The sequence below is a fragment of the Pseudomonas sp. 06C 126 genome, assembly GCF_001855215.1.
In the GTDB taxonomy this organism is placed as follows: Bacteria; Pseudomonadota; Gammaproteobacteria; order Pseudomonadales; family Pseudomonadaceae; genus Aquipseudomonas; species Aquipseudomonas proteolytica.
Map to the genome: position 1 here is coordinate 1 of NZ_MIFU01000121.1, position 15334 is coordinate 15334.

Here is a 15334-nt window from a genome sequence, read left to right on the forward strand (position 1 = left end):
GGCGCCAACGCCGGCCACGCCACCGAAGCCAACATGGACCGCCTCGACGGTGCCGGCGCCGCCGCTGCCATCGAAGCCCGCGCCGTGACCGCCAATGACTCCGCCGCCATCGTGCGGGCCAAGGCTGCCCTGGACAAACTCGACGTCGCCGAAGGCCTGGCCGAGCTCGAAGGCGCTTCCGCCCGTGTCGCTGTCGACGAAAAGCGCATGATCAACTGCCGCGCCGACCTCAACCAACTCGTGCCGTTCAAGTACGACTGGGCCTGGCAGAAGTACCTCGACGGCTGCGCCAACCACTGGATGCCGCAAGAGGTCAACATGACCGCCGACATCGCCCTGTGGAAAAACCCCGAAGGCCTGACCGACGACGAACGTCGCATCGTCATGCGCAACCTGGGCTTCTTCTCCACCGCCGATTCCCTGGTGGCCAACAACCTGGTGCTGGCCGTGTACCGCCTGATCACCAACCCGGAGTGCCGCCAGTACATCCTGCGCCAGGCCTTCGAAGAGGCGATCCACACCCACGCCTACCAGTACTGCATCGAATCGCTGGCCATGGATGAAGGCGAGATCTTCAACATGTACCACGAGATCCCATCGGTCGCTAAAAAAGCCGCCTGGGGCCTGAAGTACACCCGTTCGATCTCCGATCCGAAGTTCGAAACCGGCACCGTCGACACCGACAAGGAACTGCTGCGCAACCTGGTCGCCTACTATTGCGTGCTGGAAGGCATCTTCTTCTACTGCGGCTTCACCCAGATCCTGTCCATGGGCCGTCGCAACAAAATGACCGGCGTGGCCGAGCAGTTCCAGTACATCCTGCGCGATGAGTCGATGCACCTGAACTTCGGCATCGATGTGATCAACCAGATCAAAATCGAAAACCCACACCTGTGGGATACCGAGATGAAGGAAGAAGCGACCCAGATGATCCTGCAAGGGACCCAGCTGGAGATCGAATACGCACGCGACACCATGCCGCGCGGCGTGCTGGGCATGAACGCAGCGATGATGGAGGACTACCTCAAGTTCATCGCCAACCGTCGTCTGTCGCAGATCGGCTTGAAGGAAGAATACCCAGGCACCACCAACCCGTTCCCGTGGATGAGCGAGATCATGGACTTGAAGAAAGAGAAGAACTTCTTCGAGACCCGCGTGATCGAGTATCAGACTGGCGGGGCGTTGAGCTGGGATTGATCGGCGCATAGTCGCGACATGAAAAAGCCCTGGGGTCGCACCCAGGGCTTTTTTTATGGGGGCCGGTCAAGGCGCATCAACAGTGGGCGGTTTGCCATTTCTTGAAGTACATCACCTCAAGCACCTGGCCCGGAAGGGTTCGGATCCCATCTCCAATGCTGTAGCCTTGTGCCCCAATTGCCATCAGCGTTGTTACCGGTCGACTGATCGGGATGAATTCACCACAGGGTTTTACTCGAAAATCGATAGATTGATATCCGAGTAGACTCCTGCGGTCACAGCGTATGCATTCCAAAAAAATAGTAGATAGGACCGAGGCCACCCCGTGAACCCAGACATGCTAGAAGCCGGCCCAGTGGGCGCCAAGGTACTTTCAGTCTTCGACTTCGACGGCACCCTGACCCGCCACGACAGTTTTGTGCCGTTCCTCAAGTTTGCTTTCGGCAAGCAGGAATTCAACCGCAGGATGCTCAAGCTCGCACTGCCTGGCGTGCGCTTCCTGTTGCGCCAGATGAGCCGCGATGAGCTCAAGGCCCAGTTGATTCGCACCTTTATGACCGGTGTGGACAAGGCTTGGGTCCAGCAGAAAGCCGAGGAGTACTGCAAGGCCTCCTGGAACAAGCTGATGCGTCCTGCCGGCCTGCAGTCGGTGGCCGACGAGATTGGCTCCGGCGCCGAGGTGACGCTGTGCTCGGCGTCGCCGGCAATCGTGTTGCAGCCTTTTGCTGATCGGCTGGGGATCAAGCTGATCGGCACCGAGCTTGAGGTGGTCGATGGGGTGTTGAGTGGGCGCCTTACGGGCAACAACTGCCGCTGTGAGAACAAGGTGCTGCGCCTTGAGGCGATTTATGGCGACTTGGCTGAGTATCGGCTCAGGGCCTGGGGTGACACGCGCGGCGATCGCGAGTTGCTGGCAGCGGCGCAGGATGCCCATTGGCGGCATTTTCATTCGGCCAAGCGCCGTGGCAAGCCGAAGCTGAAAGCCCGGTAATCGCAGGCGCTCTCTTGTAGGGGTAGGCACGCCCCTACACAGTGGAGTGCCGATGGATGTTTGAAGTACCGCCGCGATCCCGCTATTAATAGCGCACCTTCCTACGGATCCGCCTGCGATGAAGTTCGACACAGCCTATTGCCTGAGCCTGGATGAAAAGCTGTCGATCTATGACGTGCGCGACCTGAATTTCGACGAAACCGCCGCCTTCGATTCCGACAAGGACAGCTTCCTGTGCCCCAACGATGACTGCCGTGCGGCGTTTGCGGCGGGCAATGTACTGGGCACGTTCAATGGCAAGAACGTCAACTACCTGCGCACCCCGCATTTCAAGAACCTGCCCAGCACCCGGCATATCGAGGGCTGCCGCTATGCCAGTCACAAAGCCACGGCAGGAGAAACCGAGGATGGGCGCGAGGAGAACTTCCCATCGGAGTTTGTCCTGACTCGGCGTCAGTACGAACGCAAGGTAGCTATCCAAGGCGCCACAGACGTTATCCCGCAGGCTCCGGCGAAAGAGCCCTCGAGAATCTCCAATACTTCCCACAGTGCCAGCGAAACCACCCCGGACAAGACCAGCGTCTTTGCACACCCGGTCGAATGCTACGTGTCCAACATCGATAATAAGGACAAGCTCAAGGGCATGCCGCTGAAGATCGCTGAGCAGACCGCGACCTATTGGGCGTTTTTCAAGAAAATCGAATACCTGCAGGACAACAAAGGCTTGATCTACTGGGGCCGGATCAAGGCGATCAAGGACTACACCAGCAGCTTTCGCATCGACTTCGAAAAGAAGGTGTGGCTCGACAAGAAGCCCTACTCCGTCAACGTGTACCTGAACAAGAAGCTGATCGAGAACTACCGCAAGCGCAAGGCGTTCCTGGAGCAGATCAAGGCCGCCGTAGACAGTGAGCGCCCCTTGTATTGCTTCTTTTATGGCGTGACGCCGGAGTTGAAACAGGTGCCGAGCAAGAAAAACCCCGAGCAGACATTCGGGGTGTTCAGTGCCAATATCCAGAACCTGGACCACCTGCTTATCCGCGAGGCACCGGGGCTGGAGGAGAAATGACCTGAAGCGCCCGCCAATCAAGGGCCGGCCACGGGGGAAGTGAACCAGTTGATGAACGGTCAAAACAACTGTACAAAAACACAGTATAGTTTGTCCTCCCCCGTCGGCATCCTGGAGAAACCCCATGTCCTCTCTGGCAGTGAGCACCACCGTAGATCAGCAAATCGTCCTTCATCAGTTCACCCCACGGCACAGTGTGCAAGCACGCGCTTTGCTGGGCTGGAGCCGGGAAGACCTGGCCCGGCACGCCGGGGTTGGGGTGGACGCCATACAACGCTTTGAAAGCCATCATGAGGTGGACGACGCCATCCGCATCGCCCTGGCGTTTCGCCTGGAGCACGAAGGCCTGGTGTTTTTCCCGGGTTTTGCGCCGGGGTGGGGCATGAGTGGACGCCGCTCCCAAGCGTCACAGGCTGGTGCCGAACCGGGCCGCCGCAGCCTTATTGCGCGGCTGCTGGGCGCGACATCGTCGAACACGCCGCATCCCAACAGCGCATAGGCTCACTGGCCACGCAGCAGGTTCACCTGCCGGGTATGTCGGCACGTGCCTGCATCGCCTGTTGATAAACCCGTATCAAGGCCGACAGTGATTCCCGTGCCCAGCGAGCACCGTAGAACCAGAGCACGACCTTGGTGCCATGCAGATCGTCGTGGAATATCTGGCACACGCCTGGGTATCCGGTTTTGCAGAAGCCATGGAAAGCCGGGCTTTGGCCATCGGACACCAGGGCGTCGAGGCGATGCTCGCTCACCCGCTCATCGATCTCGTTGCTGGACGCCAAGGTGAAATGTGCAGTGGAATCCGGTAGCAGCGCCAGCACTGGCACCACTTCAGCACCGGCGGCCCGTAACACCTCCAAAGCCTGGAGAAATACGCTGGAGTGCTCCACCATTTCACGTGCATTGTTGCGCAGGTATTCGTCGGCATAACCGATACGCCAATCGGCCAGGGCAGGAGCTGATTTCGCGGCATTGTTTTCCATGACGGGCGGGACTTCCACCATAACCGGGCCCACGGGATCGACGCCACTCAGGGCCAAGAGTGATAACGACGGATCACGCACGGTCTTCATCATCGGCCCCGGAATATCGAACCTGGGGCCCTGGACAACAGGCGTTGCCGCAGGCTGGAACTCAATGCCACCCCGAGGCGGCGCCTTATTGTCCGTCGTTCCAGCCGAGGGGTTCAGTGCACAAGGTGCTGTGTCCAGGATGTTGAGCATCGACGGTACTCCCCCAGAACAGGAAGCACCTGGCACCAAGATCTTCCTACATTTTTCCTCCATCAAGCCCACTCCCAGGAAATGACTTTCCCGAGATCATCGCATCCTTTTCCTGTCGGTTCTCAAGGCGGAAACACCTTGAAAGCCCTTTCACCGACAGCGCATTGCAAACCCCGTCAACTCACCAGCGGTTGCGCCGCCTGGGCCTCGACATCCAGCCACCAGGCATGGCCGCGCTCAGGTGCAGCCAGCATGAAAGCCTGCCCCATGGCTGGCGTGGTAATCGCAACATTACGCTCCCACGCCAGGGCCATGATGCGGTCAAACGGCTCATGCCAGGCATGGAATGCCAGATCAAAGGTGCCGTTGTGGATCGGCAGCAACCAACGCCCCTTCAGATCGATATGGGCCTGCAAGGTTTGTTCAGGCTGCATATGCACATGGGGCCAGTCGACGTTGTAGGCACCCGTCTCCATCAGCGTCAGGTCAAATGGCCCGTACTGCTCGCCAATACGCTTGAAGCCATCGAAATAACCGGTGTCGCCACTGAAAAAGATGCGCCGGGTACCCTCGATCATTACCCACGATGCCCAAAGTGTCTGGTTGCCATCAAACAGACCACGTCCGGAAAAGTGCTGGGCTGGGGTGGCGACAAAACGGATGCCCTCCACTTCAGTGGCCTGCCACCAATCCAGCTGCCGCACCTTGTCTTGCGCAACGCCCCATTTGATCAAGGTGTCGCCGACGCCCAGTGGTGCGAGAAAATAGCGGGTCTTGGCGGCCAGCTGCACGACGGCCTGGCGGTCCAGATGGTCGTAATGGTTGTGCGACAGGATCACCGCCTCAATCGGCGGCAGATCCTCAAGGCTGATGGGCGGCTGGTGAAAGCGCTTGGGCCCCGCCCAACTGAAAGGCGAAGCACGCTCGGCGAACACCGGATCGGTCAGCCAGAACTTGCCGCGCATTTTCAGCAGTACGGTGGAGTGCCCCAGGCGGTACACACTGTGATCCGGGGCACTGAGCAGTTGCTCGCGCGTCAGGCGCTGCACCGGAATCTCCCCCACTGGCCGCGTACTGCGAGGCTTGTGAAAAAGCATTTTCCAGAAAATCTTCAGGGTCTTGCCAAAGCCAGCTCGGTTGACCGGCGCATGATTGTTGAAGTGACCTTGCTGCTGCTCGGATGGTTTGAGCGCTGCCGAGGGGGTGTCGAGGCGGTTAGAAATCGTGGCCATTACAGAGTGACTCCGGTACGTTCTGCTGATGCAGACCAACAACTACACTGCACAGTGTAGTTTCAAGATTGCAACAAAACCCGGACCAAGTAAACTACCGAGTGTAATTTTCTTCCCAGAGCCGAAAAGCCCCATGACTGCACCTCAACGCCTCACCGACCGCAAACGCGAAGCCATCGTGGCAGCGGCCATCGCCGAGTTTCGCGACAACGGCTTCGAGGTAACTAGCATGGACAAAATCGCCGCCACCGCCGGCGTATCCAAGCGTACGGTGTACAACCACTTCCCCAGCAAAGAGGAGTTGTTCACCGAGATCCTGCATAAGCTGTGGGCCAGCAGCGTGGCGCAACTGGATGTCAATTACTGCAGCCAACAACCCCTGCGCGACCAATTGCGCGTATTGCTGCAAGCAAAGATGAAAATGATGTCGGACGCCAACTTCCTCGATCTGGCCCGGGTGGCGATTGCCGCGACCATCCATTCCCCGGAACGCGCACAGGACATCGTCAATCGCCTGAGCGAGCGCGAAGAGGGGTTCACTTTGTGGGTACGTGCCGCCCAGGAAGACGGGCGACTCAAACCCGCCGACCCGTGTTTTGCCGCCCATCAGGTGCAAAGCCTGCTCAAGGCGTTCGCCTTCTGGCCGCAAATCACCCTCGGCCAACCTACCCTGGACGCCGCCACCCAGGCCAACGTGATTGAATCGGCGATGGATCTGTTCCTGGCCGGCTACGAGATTGCTACCTGCCCCCGATAAGCCCCCGTGTCGCAATACGACGCAGCAGGTCGTTTTTGCCCTAATCCCTGTGGATCTCCACGCAAATGGCTTGGAAGGACACTGATTATTCCTGCGTAAATCAATGACAATATTCGCCTCTCATCTGGCGTAAATGGCCTTTGGTAAACGTACGCCGTCGCCCCTTAAAAAAAGAAAAACCTGACGCAGGGATCTATGGAAAACCTTCGAGGCAAAGGGCTGTCGTTTGCCCGGCGCATTTATCGGCCGCGCATTATCGGGCTGGGCATTGGCAGCCTGTGCGTGCTGGCTGCCCTGTACCCGCTGGCCATGCCCGGATGGATCTGGGCGTTGTGGCTGCTCAACGCATTTATCTGGCCGCACCTGGCGTACCAGTTATCGAGCCATTCGGCATTTCCCTACCAGGCCGAGCGCCGCAACCTGCTGTATGACTCACTGTCCGGTGGGTTCTGGGCCGCAGCTACGCAATTCACACCACTGACCGCAGTGACCATCCTCGCGATGATGACCATGCACAACGTCGCGGCGGGCGGCAAGCGGTTGATGGTCCAGGGCATGCTCGCGCAACTGGTGGGCGTGGCACTCGCCTGGCTGATATTCGGCCCTTCATTCAACCCCAACGTCGGCCTGATCCAGGTGTATGCGTGCCTGCCGATGTTGATCCTCTATCCCGTCGCCATCGGCATGGCCAGTTATCGTTTGGCCATCAAGCTGTCGGAACACAAGCGTGCCCTGAGCGCCTTGAGCCGTACCGACAGCCTCACCGGCCTGCTCAATCACGGCTCCTGGAAAGACCTGCTGCAACTGAAGTTCCACAAGTGCCAGCAGCAACAATCCCAGGCCACCATTGCGCTGATCGATATCGACCACTTCAAGCAGATCAACGACGCCTATGGCCATATCGTTGGTGACCGAGTGCTGCGACAACTGAGCAAGGAATTGCAGCGCAACGTGCGGGAAAATGACCTGGCGGGCCGCTACGGTGGCGACGAGTTCTGCGTGATCCTCCCGGACGTTGCGCTGGAACAGGCCAGCTATGTGATGGAGCGTCTGCGGGAAATGTTCAGCCGCTACCGCGACCCGCAGGTCCCGGAGCTGCGGGTCAGCCTGAGCATTGGCCTGGCGGCCTACCAGGTGCAATTTACCCAGGCCCATATGTGGCTCAACGCAGCGGACAAGGCGCTGTACGCCGCCAAGGGCACCGGGCGCAATCGGGTGACGGTGGCTGAATCCCTGGTGGCCCGTTCCGCCTGAATAGAACTTCCCTCGGGGGCCAAGACTCAGAGCTCTGATCTGTACTGTCTGCCGGTAGAAGGGAAGCCGGCAATGAGCACGTCTGCCGTGGGCCTGGGGCTACACGGTGAGCAAGCGCAACCATGGATACATTCTCGCACTGTGCATCACTGAGCCCGCGACCATGCTATTTACTGCCCATAAAAAAACCATCACTACCCTGCAAGAAACGATCAGCCAACAAGCCGGCCTGCTCGATGCTCTCGAGCGCTCCATGGCCGTGATCGAGTTCGATCTACAAGGCAGCGTTTTGCGCGCCAATGACAACTTCCTCAAGACCATGGGCTACCGCGCGGATCAAGTCGTCGGCCAACCCCATCGCCTGTTTTGCACCCAGGCGTTTGCCCGCAGCGCCGATTACGGCCAATTATGGACGCAACTGCGCAACGGCCAGTTCCAGTCGGGCACCTTCGAGCGCGTCGCCGCCGATGGCCACTCGGTGTGGCTGGAAGCCAGCTACAACCCGGTGCGCGACCAGGCCGGCCGAGTGGTGAAAGTCATCAAATATGCCCTGGACGTCAGCGCCAGGATGCAGGCCGAAAGCGAAGCCAATGCCAAGCTCGAGGCGATTGACCGGGCCATGGCGGTGATCGAGTTCAACCTCGACGGCACCATCATTACCGCCAACCAGAACTTCCTCCAGCGCCTGGGTTACAGCCTGTCGCAGATCCAGGGCAAACATCATCGCCTGTTCTGCAAACCGGAGCTGGCCAACAGCCAGGAATACAGCGATTTCTGGCGCCGGCTGAACCAGGGTGAGTTATTCAGCGGCCAGTTCGAGCGCATCACTCACACCGGCCAGACGCTGTGGCTGGAAGCCAACTACAACCCGGTCTACGACGCCAGCGGCCGCTTGTGCAAGATTGTGAAGTTCGCGTCCGACGTCACCGCCATGGTGGAAAAACACGCCGAAGATGCCCAGAGCGCCACCCAGGCCTATCACATCTCCCTGCAGACCCGGGAGATCGCCGAAAAAGGCGCCGAGGTGATTCAGCAGACCGCCAGCGGCATCCATGACATTGCCGCCGACATAGAAAGCTCATCCAGACTGATCGCCAAGTTGGGCGAGCGCTCGCAGCAGATCACCGCCATCGTCAACACCATTCGCGCGATTGCCGACCAGACCAACCTGCTGGCCTTGAATGCCGCCATTGAAGCCGCACGCGCAGGTGACCAGGGCCGCGGGTTTGCGGTGGTCGCCGATGAAGTCCGGCAACTGGCCGCCCGCACCAGCGGCTCCACGGCAGAGATTTCGAGCATGATCGAGATGATCCAGAGCGAAACCCGCCAGGCCATCGACAGCATGGACAGCACCCGCGACCGGGCTGCCCAAGGCGTGGACCTGGCCAACCAGGCCGGCACGGTGATCCTGCAGATTCGCGAAGGCACCAGTGATGCCGTGCGGGCAGTGAGTATGTTTGCCAATGACCGGGTCGGGTTGTAGAGACTGGCTTGCCGGCACCTACGAGGGGTGGCGCAAGTGCTGGCCCAGTTCATCGAACAACGTCACCACTGATCGCAGCGCCCGGCAGTCCGGGCGTGTGAGCAACCACAGGGCCGTATCATGCCCCGCGAGTGCTGGCCCCAGTGGCTGCAACCCATGGCCTTTCCCCAACAGAAAATCCGGCAGCGCCGCCACGCCCAGGCCGGCGCGTACCAACTCGGTCGCGGACAACATGCTGTTGCAGCGGTAACTGGGCCTGACGCCGGGCAAGTGCTGGCGACGCCAAGCCACGGTGGGGTGGTCGGGCAGGAAGTCATCCGGCGCGATCCAGGCCAGGCTGGCCAAGTCCTGAATGTCGTGCTGCTGCGCATAGCCGGGGCTGGCGCAGACGCGATAAGACACCGTCCCCAGGCACCGCCCCACCAAATGCTCCGCAGGAGTGCGGGTCAGGCGCAAGGCGATGTCGGCATCGCGCCGACTGAGGTTGGCAAAGTCGTTGGAAGTGCTCAGTTCCAGAGTCAGCGCCGGATAGCCCGGCATGAACCGGGCCAGGGCCGGCAGCAACAGGCCCTGCAACACCGAATCGGTGCAGGTCAGGCGCACTGTGCCGCTGATCACCTCGCCGCCCTGCTCCACCCCAACCCGCGCAGCTTCCAACGCCTGCTCGGCACGTTCGGCCTGCTGGGCGAGTGTGGTGGCCAGGCTGGTCGGCAGGTAACCGGCACGGCTCTTTTCGAACAGCGCCTGGCCCAGTGACGACTCCAGGCGCCGCACAGCCCGAAACACCGTGGACACATCCACCCGCAGCAAGGCCGCCGCCCGGGCCAGGGTGCCACCACGCACCAGGGCAAGGACCAGCGCCAGGTCGGGATAGTCGAGTTGATAGTGCGTGGCTGCATTGAGCATGTGGAGTAACGCCAATATTGATTGCGTGAGCGCCAATCTATAGTGCGCTCCAGGACTCGACAAGCCACTGGACGCCAGCCATGAACCCCACTGCCCTGCACCTCGCCCTGATTGGCGACTACGACCCGCAAGTGACCGCACACCAAGCCATCCCGATTGCGTTGCAACAGGCCAGCGCACAGCTGGGCCTGACGATCCATGCTCAGTGGCTGGCCACTGACACCCTCCTCGACGCCCAATCCCTGCAACCCTTCGACGGATTCTGGTGCGTACCTGCCAGCCCCTATCGCGATATCGACGGTGCCTTGCGGGCGATCCGTTTTGCCCGCGAACAGCGGCGTCCTTTCCTCGGCACATGCGGCGGTTTTCAACATGCCGTGCTGGAATATGCGCGCAATGTGCTGGGCTGGGCCGATGCCGAACATGGCGAACTGGCCCCCGATGCGCCCCGTGCGGTGATCGCCCCCTTGGCATGCGCCCTGGTCGAGACCATCGCCCCGTTACGCCTAATGGCATTCACACGGATTGCCGAAGCTTACGGCACTCTTGAAATTCAAGAGGCTTATCGTTGCCGCTATGGCGTCAATCACGACTTCGAACAGGCATTGCTGGAGGACAATCTGATTGGCAGCGCCCATGACTCCACAGGCGAGGTGCGGGCGATTGAACTGCTGGACCATCCGTTTTTTGTCGCCACGCTGTTCCAGCCAGAACGCGCGGCACTCAAGGGAGCCAACGTGCCGCTGGTCACGGCATGGCTCAGGGCCTGCCAGGAGCGCTCGGCATGATTGCCCAGACACCCGCCCCGCCCTATTACGCCGTGATCTTCACCTCCCTGCGCACCGACACCGATCCAGGCTACGCACAGGCCGCCGAACGCATGCTCGAACTGGCCCGCCAGCAACCGGGGTTTCTCGGTGTCGAGTCGGCCAGGGGCGAAGAGGGGTTGGGAATTACCGTGTCCTACTGGGCCAGCGAGGCCGCCATCCTGGCCTGGAAACAACACACCGAGCACCGCGAAGTGCGCGAGCAAGGTAGGGCCTCCTGGTACTCAGCCTTTCACACACGGGTATGCAAGGTGGAGCGGGCTTACGCCTTCAACGTCCTGTAGTTGCAGGGTTGAACTGGCGATCGGTGTCCCCCTGTGGGCGCTGGCTTGGCGGGGCGTTCTTGCTGGCGCCATCGCTGCAAGCCAGCGCCTACAAGGGGTGAGCGTGATCAACTGACCAGGCTGCGCACCGCGCTGATCTGCGGGATTTCAACCCGGCGCATGTACACCCGCAGCGGTTCGGTGATGTTGATCCGGTCGTCGATGTTCTGGTCAAGCAGCAGTTGGATGTGCTCGCGGGACAGGGTCATGGCCTGGTCGGCCGCGGGCTGCCAGACGAACTCGCTGGTGGGGATGATGCCGTCGTCGGCGACGTCCATGCCGAACGAGTCTTCGCTGAAACGTACGATGTACTGGCCGGTCTTGCGGTTCAGGCCGACAAAGCCATTGAGTTGGTCGGCGGCCTGGCAGATGAGTTCTGAAGTGATGCGCATGCTAAACCTCACTGAAAAATCCCACAGGGGAAGTGAACGATGGTTTACACGCGAGGCAGAAAAGTAAGGCAATACAGGTTTCCCTCTGGCGGGGAAGCTCGGACCAAGAGTACTGCATAGCACGGCACAAAAGCGCAGAAAAATAGCGCATGCGCACGTTAATGTCGGTTTGGTGATAGCGCGATTTGCATGCAATTGTTAAAAAGGAACCCTTCTTGAAGCTACCTCCACGAAAGGACCTCGCACATGCCTGCTACGTTTACCAAGAGTGCCCTGCTGCTCGCTCTGATGATGGGCCTTGGCCACGCACAGGCTGCAAGCCCCATCAGCCCGGTTGAACTGGCGACCAAGGACGGCATTCCCCACCCTGCCGTGATCGCCCACCGAGGTGCATCCTTCGATGCCCCGGAGTCCACGGCCGCCGCCTACAAGCTTGCCCGCGACCTGGGTGCCGACTACCTGGAACTGGATCTGCAACGCAGCAAGGACGGCGTCCTGTTCGCCTTGCATGACAACAATCTGCAACGTACCACCGACGTGGCCACCAAGTTCCCTGAGCGCAAAGACAGCCCGGCCAACGAGTTCACCTGGAAAGAACTGCAAACCCTGGATGCCGGCAGTTGGTTCAACGCCGCCTACCCGGATCGTGCGCGCCCGGGCTTTGTCGGTTTGAAAATCCTCAGCCTGGACGAAATCATCAAGATCGCCGAAGGCAACCCCCAGCACAAACCCGGCCTGTACATCGAAACCAAGGAGCCCAAGCAGTTTCCGGGGATCGAAGCCGATCTGAAAGACAAGCTGCTGGACAAGGGTTGGCTCAGTTCCGTGGGCTCCAAGCTGGGCAAGAGCAACACGGGCGTCGGCCAGGGCAAGGGCCGCGTGGTGCTGCAGACCTTCGAGACCGCCAGCCTCAAGGAACTGCAGAAAGAAATGCCCAACACCCCGAAAATCCTGCTGCTGTGGGTGGGTGAAGGCAGCATCGAGCCCAAGTCCAAGGTGACCTTCGCCGAATCCGGCGAGCCGACCAAGGCGGCCTACTATGCCAAGCAGGAACCCAAGGACGCTGCCGAATTCGAGAAGTGGGTCGATGAAGCCAAGAGCCTCGGGGCGATTGGCACCGGCCCGTCCGCACAGCTGACGAACCTCGGCGACCAGAGCTATTCGGACCTGGTCAAGCCCGAGATGAACCAGCTGACCCACGACAAAGGCCTGCTGGTGCACGTCTATACCGTCGATGAACCGGTGGATTTCGAGAAGGTCATGAGCGCCGGGGTCGATGGCATCTTTACCAACCGCGCCGCCGAACTGCTGAAGTTCTACAAGCGCTGGCCGTCGTCCAGCGTGCAGGACCTGCTGCAGGACAACGGTTACTGAGTGAACGAGTGGTCAGGGCAACTGTGGCTGGGCCGTGACTACGGCCTGATCCTCGGTGAGACGGGGCGCACTGCGCTCCACGCTCATTACGCCCATCAATTTATCCTGTCTTCGGGCAGCCCCGTCACCGTCAGCCTTGATGGGCACCTGCAAACGGCCTATCGCCTGTTCATCCCCTCTCGCCAGCCCCATGCCATCGTCCACGCCCCCGGCACTGTGTTGATGGCTTATGTGGAACCCGGGGCATTCGACCTCGATTCGTTGCAAAAAACCCTGGAGACGGCCGAGTTTTCCCCCGAACGCCTTGAGCAGTCTTTGCGCCAGCTGCCACGTCGCCAGGCTGACGATGAGCGGGTGCAGCGCGCACTGCACACCCTTGATCAACAGTTGAACGGCAAGGTCTCGGCGCAAGCGTTGGCAGAAGCGGCGCACCTGTCCTTGAGCCAGTTGGAGCGCCTGTTCGTCAGCCAACTCGGCGTGCCGGTGCGGCGCCTGGTGATGTGGCGACGCTTGCGCCTGGCCCTGGACCTGGCCCTGAACGGCCACACGTTGACACAAGCTGCCCATGGCGCGGGGTTTGCCGACTCGGCGCATTTTTCCCGGACCATGAAGCAACTGTTTGGCGTGACCGCCGGGGCCTCGTTACGCCATCTGCGGGTACACCTCCTCCCCCTGTAGGAGCGAGCTTGCTCGCGAAGAACTCGAGAGCACCGCATCAAACCAGACAGCTCACGCCTACATTTGGAGAGCGCTTGGGACAGGCGGTTCTTTACTCAACTGGGTCGCCGTAAAGGGGTCACGCAGTTGCCCAAGATAATCCACCGGGAAATCCGGACGGCTACCAATCCCCAAGTCGCCCTCGCCCATTCGATAGTCCTCGGTGTAAAACGCAGTCCCCAACAGCCAGTCCCACAGGTTGAAAAAAAACCGAAATTCACATCCCCCGCGCGCCCGTACTTCATGTGGTGAAAGCGATGCACCGGCGCCCAGGCAAACACCCAGCGCAGCGGCCCCAGGCGCATATCGACATTGGAGTGCTGCAACAGCAACTGCACCGCAATGGCCAGCGCCAGCAACATCGCTACCTCCACTGGAATGCCCAGCAGAATCAGCGGCAGCAAACCCGCCGTAGCCTCAAGCATCTGGTGCAAGGGGTGCTTCATCAAGCCATTGAACCCATAGAGCCGCTGCACGCTGTGGTGCACCGCGTGCAAACGCCAGAGTGCGGCGATGCGGTGACTGGCGTAGTGCATCAGCGTGATGCCCGCATCGGCAATCACGATGGCCAGCAGCAATTGCGCCCACAGTGACCAGGCGCGCGGCCAGGCGCCCTCGATCGCCAGCCAGGCCGTGAGCAGCGGCAATGCCAGCAACCCCAGGGCATTCAGGCTTTCATTGACCAATGCATGGAGGACATCCCGGCGTCGGTCGCCCAGCGGGCGGTTCCACTGAGGCTCGTAGGGCAAGCACAGCTCGGCAATGAACGACACGCCGATGGCCAGCGCAAACACCGCCAGCAACCACTGCGACGCGCCAACCGTGACCAACCAAAGCCCCCCACCTATAAACCCCACCCAGAACACGGGTGCATATAGCCAAGCCAGTATCTGTTTCATGTGTGCCTCCTGAAGTTGAGACACCAGCATGAAATTTCCCGGCGCGGGGCGATTGAACAAACAACGCAAACGTCCTACACAATTAAGGGTGAATTAAGTTGCGCGGGTTAATCTGATCCTACTTAAACAGCTCACCCCAAAGGACACCACCATGAAAAACCTGACCGCTCTGTTCGCCGCTGCTGCCCTGACCCTGACTGCTGGTTTGGCCCAGGCCGATGTTCGCCCGGACCAGATTCCAAGCCTGCTGCAATCGGGTGCCGTGATGCCATTTGAAAAACTGAATGCCGCCGCCCTGGCCCAACACGCCGGCGCGACCATCAACGACACTGAACTGGACAACGAAGCCGGTACCCTGGTCTACGAAGTGGACCTGACCGACACCACTGGCAAGAAATGGGACGTGAAGCTCGACGCCAAGACCGGCAAAGTACTGGAAAACAAGCAAGACACCTGAGTTACCCCAGCACTTCTGGTAACCGGTCCAGGACAAGCCCCCCCCGTGGCGAGGGGGCTCGTCCCCCGCTGGGCTGCGCAGCAGCCCCAAAACCTGCACCCTCGGTTTACATGACACTCATCGGTGGTCTTATCGGGGCTGCTGCGCAGCCCAGCGGGGGTGTAGAACCGTAGACATCCTTTACATCTGAAACCGGGGACATCGTTTACACATTTGAAGCTTGGATGCGGCTC

The 15334-nt window shown here is 60.3% G+C and carries 15 protein-coding genes and 4 pseudogenes; 14 read left to right on the top strand and 5 right to left on the bottom strand.

The genetic code is table 11. The features are described from left to right. Positions 1-33: 33 nt before the first annotated feature. From BHC62_RS23670 to BHC62_RS23685, 5 genes and pseudogenes are all read left to right on the top strand, one after another. On the top strand, positions 34-1197 hold the full coding sequence (locus tag BHC62_RS23670) for a ribonucleotide-diphosphate reductase subunit beta (protein WP_083335483.1): 1164 nt from the start codon (positions 34-36) through the stop codon (positions 1195-1197). 79 nt (positions 1198-1276) lie between these two features. Continuing rightward, positions 1277-1462: pseudogene (locus BHC62_RS27580) on the top strand (HNH endonuclease); the annotation flags it as partial. 72 nt (positions 1463-1534) lie between these two features. After that, the gene (locus tag BHC62_RS23675; RefSeq protein ID WP_029294421.1) at positions 1535-2188 is read left to right on the top strand and encodes an HAD-IB family hydrolase; all 654 of its coding nucleotides are present in this window, start codon (positions 1535-1537) and stop codon (positions 2186-2188) included. 118 nt (positions 2189-2306) lie between these two features. Next, complete coding sequence (locus BHC62_RS23680) at positions 2307-3257, top strand: hypothetical protein (RefSeq protein ID WP_070996363.1); 951 nt, start codon at positions 2307-2309, stop codon at positions 3255-3257. A gap of 124 nt (positions 3258-3381) precedes the next feature. Further along, the gene (locus BHC62_RS23685; protein WP_070996364.1) at positions 3382-3756 is read left to right on the top strand and encodes a helix-turn-helix transcriptional regulator; all 375 of its coding nucleotides are present in this window, start codon (positions 3382-3384) and stop codon (positions 3754-3756) included. 22 nt (positions 3757-3778) lie between these two features. Here the strand turns inward: BHC62_RS23685 and BHC62_RS23690 are convergent, their stop codons facing one another. Both BHC62_RS23690 and BHC62_RS23695 read right to left on the bottom strand, forming a co-directional pair. Further along, complete coding sequence (locus tag BHC62_RS23690; protein WP_169390453.1) at positions 3779-4480, bottom strand: amidase family protein; 702 nt, start codon at positions 4478-4480, stop codon at positions 3779-3781. A gap of 176 nt (positions 4481-4656) precedes the next feature. Continuing rightward, positions 4657-5712 carry an MBL fold metallo-hydrolase gene (locus BHC62_RS23695; protein ID WP_029294413.1) on the bottom strand — a complete coding sequence of 352 codons (1056 nt, stop codon included), beginning with the start codon at positions 5710-5712 and terminating at the stop codon, positions 4657-4659. A 133-nt stretch (positions 5713-5845) separates the two neighbouring features. On the opposite strand from BHC62_RS23695, the gene BHC62_RS23700 reads away from it, so the two are divergent. From BHC62_RS23700 to BHC62_RS29405, 4 genes and pseudogenes are all read left to right on the top strand, one after another. Beyond that, complete coding sequence (locus BHC62_RS23700; RefSeq protein WP_070996366.1) at positions 5846-6469, top strand: TetR/AcrR family transcriptional regulator; 624 nt, start codon at positions 5846-5848, stop codon at positions 6467-6469. A gap of 195 nt (positions 6470-6664) precedes the next feature. Next, on the top strand, positions 6665-7723 hold the full coding sequence (locus tag BHC62_RS23705; RefSeq protein ID WP_029294409.1) for a diguanylate cyclase: 1059 nt from the start codon (positions 6665-6667) through the stop codon (positions 7721-7723). A gap of 163 nt (positions 7724-7886) precedes the next feature. Next, a pseudogene (locus BHC62_RS29400) lies at positions 7887-8654 on the top strand (PAS domain-containing protein); the annotation flags it as partial. A gap of 114 nt (positions 8655-8768) precedes the next feature. Beyond that, positions 8769-9206, top strand: a pseudogene (locus tag BHC62_RS29405) (methyl-accepting chemotaxis protein); the annotation flags it as partial. 18 nt (positions 9207-9224) lie between these two features. On the opposite strand, the gene BHC62_RS23715 reads toward BHC62_RS29405, so the two are convergent. Continuing rightward, positions 9225-10112: a LysR family transcriptional regulator gene (locus BHC62_RS23715; protein WP_070996367.1), complete on the bottom strand. Its 888-nt coding sequence runs from the start codon at positions 10110-10112 to the stop codon at positions 9225-9227. A gap of 80 nt (positions 10113-10192) precedes the next feature. Between BHC62_RS23715 and BHC62_RS23720 the strand changes: the two genes are divergently transcribed. Both BHC62_RS23720 and BHC62_RS23725 read left to right on the top strand, forming a co-directional pair. After that, positions 10193-10900, top strand: coding sequence for a CTP synthase (locus BHC62_RS23720; RefSeq protein WP_070996368.1), 708 nt, complete (start codon positions 10193-10195; stop codon positions 10898-10900). After that, on the top strand, positions 10897-11223 hold the full coding sequence (locus BHC62_RS23725; protein ID WP_070996369.1) for an antibiotic biosynthesis monooxygenase: 327 nt from the start codon (positions 10897-10899) through the stop codon (positions 11221-11223). The genes BHC62_RS23720 and BHC62_RS23725 overlap by 4 nt, the downstream gene beginning before the upstream one ends. Positions 11224-11330: 107 nt before the next feature. On the opposite strand, the gene BHC62_RS23730 is transcribed toward BHC62_RS23725, so the two are convergent. Continuing rightward, positions 11331-11654: a DUF2025 family protein gene (locus BHC62_RS23730; RefSeq protein WP_029294400.1), complete on the bottom strand. Its 324-nt coding sequence runs from the start codon at positions 11652-11654 to the stop codon at positions 11331-11333. Positions 11655-11900: 246 nt separating this feature from the next. Here BHC62_RS23730 and BHC62_RS23735 point away from each other — a divergent pair, with 246 nt between their 5' ends. Both BHC62_RS23735 and BHC62_RS23740 read left to right on the top strand, forming a co-directional pair. Then, a complete protein-coding gene (locus BHC62_RS23735; RefSeq protein ID WP_029294398.1) occupies positions 11901-13028 on the top strand; it encodes a glycerophosphodiester phosphodiesterase in 1128 nt (375 codons plus the stop codon). Then, a complete protein-coding gene (locus BHC62_RS23740) occupies positions 13029-13706 on the top strand; it encodes a helix-turn-helix domain-containing protein (protein ID WP_070996370.1) in 678 nt (225 codons plus the stop codon). Positions 13707-13763: 57 nt separating this feature from the next. On the opposite strand, the pseudogene BHC62_RS23745 reads toward BHC62_RS23740, so the two are convergent. Next, positions 13764-14644, bottom strand: a pseudogene (locus BHC62_RS23745) (sterol desaturase family protein). A gap of 151 nt (positions 14645-14795) precedes the next feature. On the opposite strand from BHC62_RS23745, the gene BHC62_RS23750 reads away from it, so the two are divergent. Continuing rightward, entirely contained in the window at positions 14796-15101 is a 306-nt protein-coding gene (locus BHC62_RS23750; RefSeq protein ID WP_029294393.1) for a PepSY domain-containing protein, read from the top strand. Positions 15102-15334 lie beyond the last annotated feature (233 nt).

What these genes read in the sequence shown, in the direction of transcription:
- BHC62_RS23670 (WP_083335483.1), top strand. Translation starts at nt 34, where the DNA reads ATGGACCGCCTCGACGGTGCCGGCGCCGCCGCTGCCATCGAAGCCCGC.
- BHC62_RS23675 (WP_029294421.1), top strand. Translation starts at nt 1,535, where the DNA reads ATGCTAGAAGCCGGCCCAGTGGGCGCCAAGGTACTTTCAGTCTTCGAC.
- BHC62_RS23680 (WP_070996363.1), top strand. Translation starts at nt 2,307, where the DNA reads ATGAAGTTCGACACAGCCTATTGCCTGAGCCTGGATGAAAAGCTGTCG.
- BHC62_RS23685 (WP_070996364.1), top strand. Translation starts at nt 3,382, where the DNA reads ATGTCCTCTCTGGCAGTGAGCACCACCGTAGATCAGCAAATCGTCCTT.
- BHC62_RS23690 (WP_169390453.1), bottom strand. Translation starts at nt 4,480, where the DNA reads ATGCTCAACATCCTGGACACAGCACCTTGTGCACTGAACCCCTCGGCT.
- BHC62_RS23695 (WP_029294413.1), bottom strand. Translation starts at nt 5,712, where the DNA reads ATGGCCACGATTTCTAACCGCCTCGACACCCCCTCGGCAGCGCTCAAA.
- BHC62_RS23700 (WP_070996366.1), top strand. Translation starts at nt 5,846, where the DNA reads ATGACTGCACCTCAACGCCTCACCGACCGCAAACGCGAAGCCATCGTG.
- BHC62_RS23705 (WP_029294409.1), top strand. Translation starts at nt 6,665, where the DNA reads ATGGAAAACCTTCGAGGCAAAGGGCTGTCGTTTGCCCGGCGCATTTAT.
- BHC62_RS23715 (WP_070996367.1), bottom strand. Translation starts at nt 10,112, where the DNA reads ATGCTCAATGCAGCCACGCACTATCAACTCGACTATCCCGACCTGGCG.
- BHC62_RS23720 (WP_070996368.1), top strand. Translation starts at nt 10,193, where the DNA reads ATGAACCCCACTGCCCTGCACCTCGCCCTGATTGGCGACTACGACCCG.
- BHC62_RS23725 (WP_070996369.1), top strand. Translation starts at nt 10,897, where the DNA reads ATGATTGCCCAGACACCCGCCCCGCCCTATTACGCCGTGATCTTCACC.
- BHC62_RS23730 (WP_029294400.1), bottom strand. Translation starts at nt 11,654, where the DNA reads ATGCGCATCACTTCAGAACTCATCTGCCAGGCCGCCGACCAACTCAAT.
- BHC62_RS23735 (WP_029294398.1), top strand. Translation starts at nt 11,901, where the DNA reads ATGCCTGCTACGTTTACCAAGAGTGCCCTGCTGCTCGCTCTGATGATG.
- BHC62_RS23750 (WP_029294393.1), top strand. Translation starts at nt 14,796, where the DNA reads ATGAAAAACCTGACCGCTCTGTTCGCCGCTGCTGCCCTGACCCTGACT.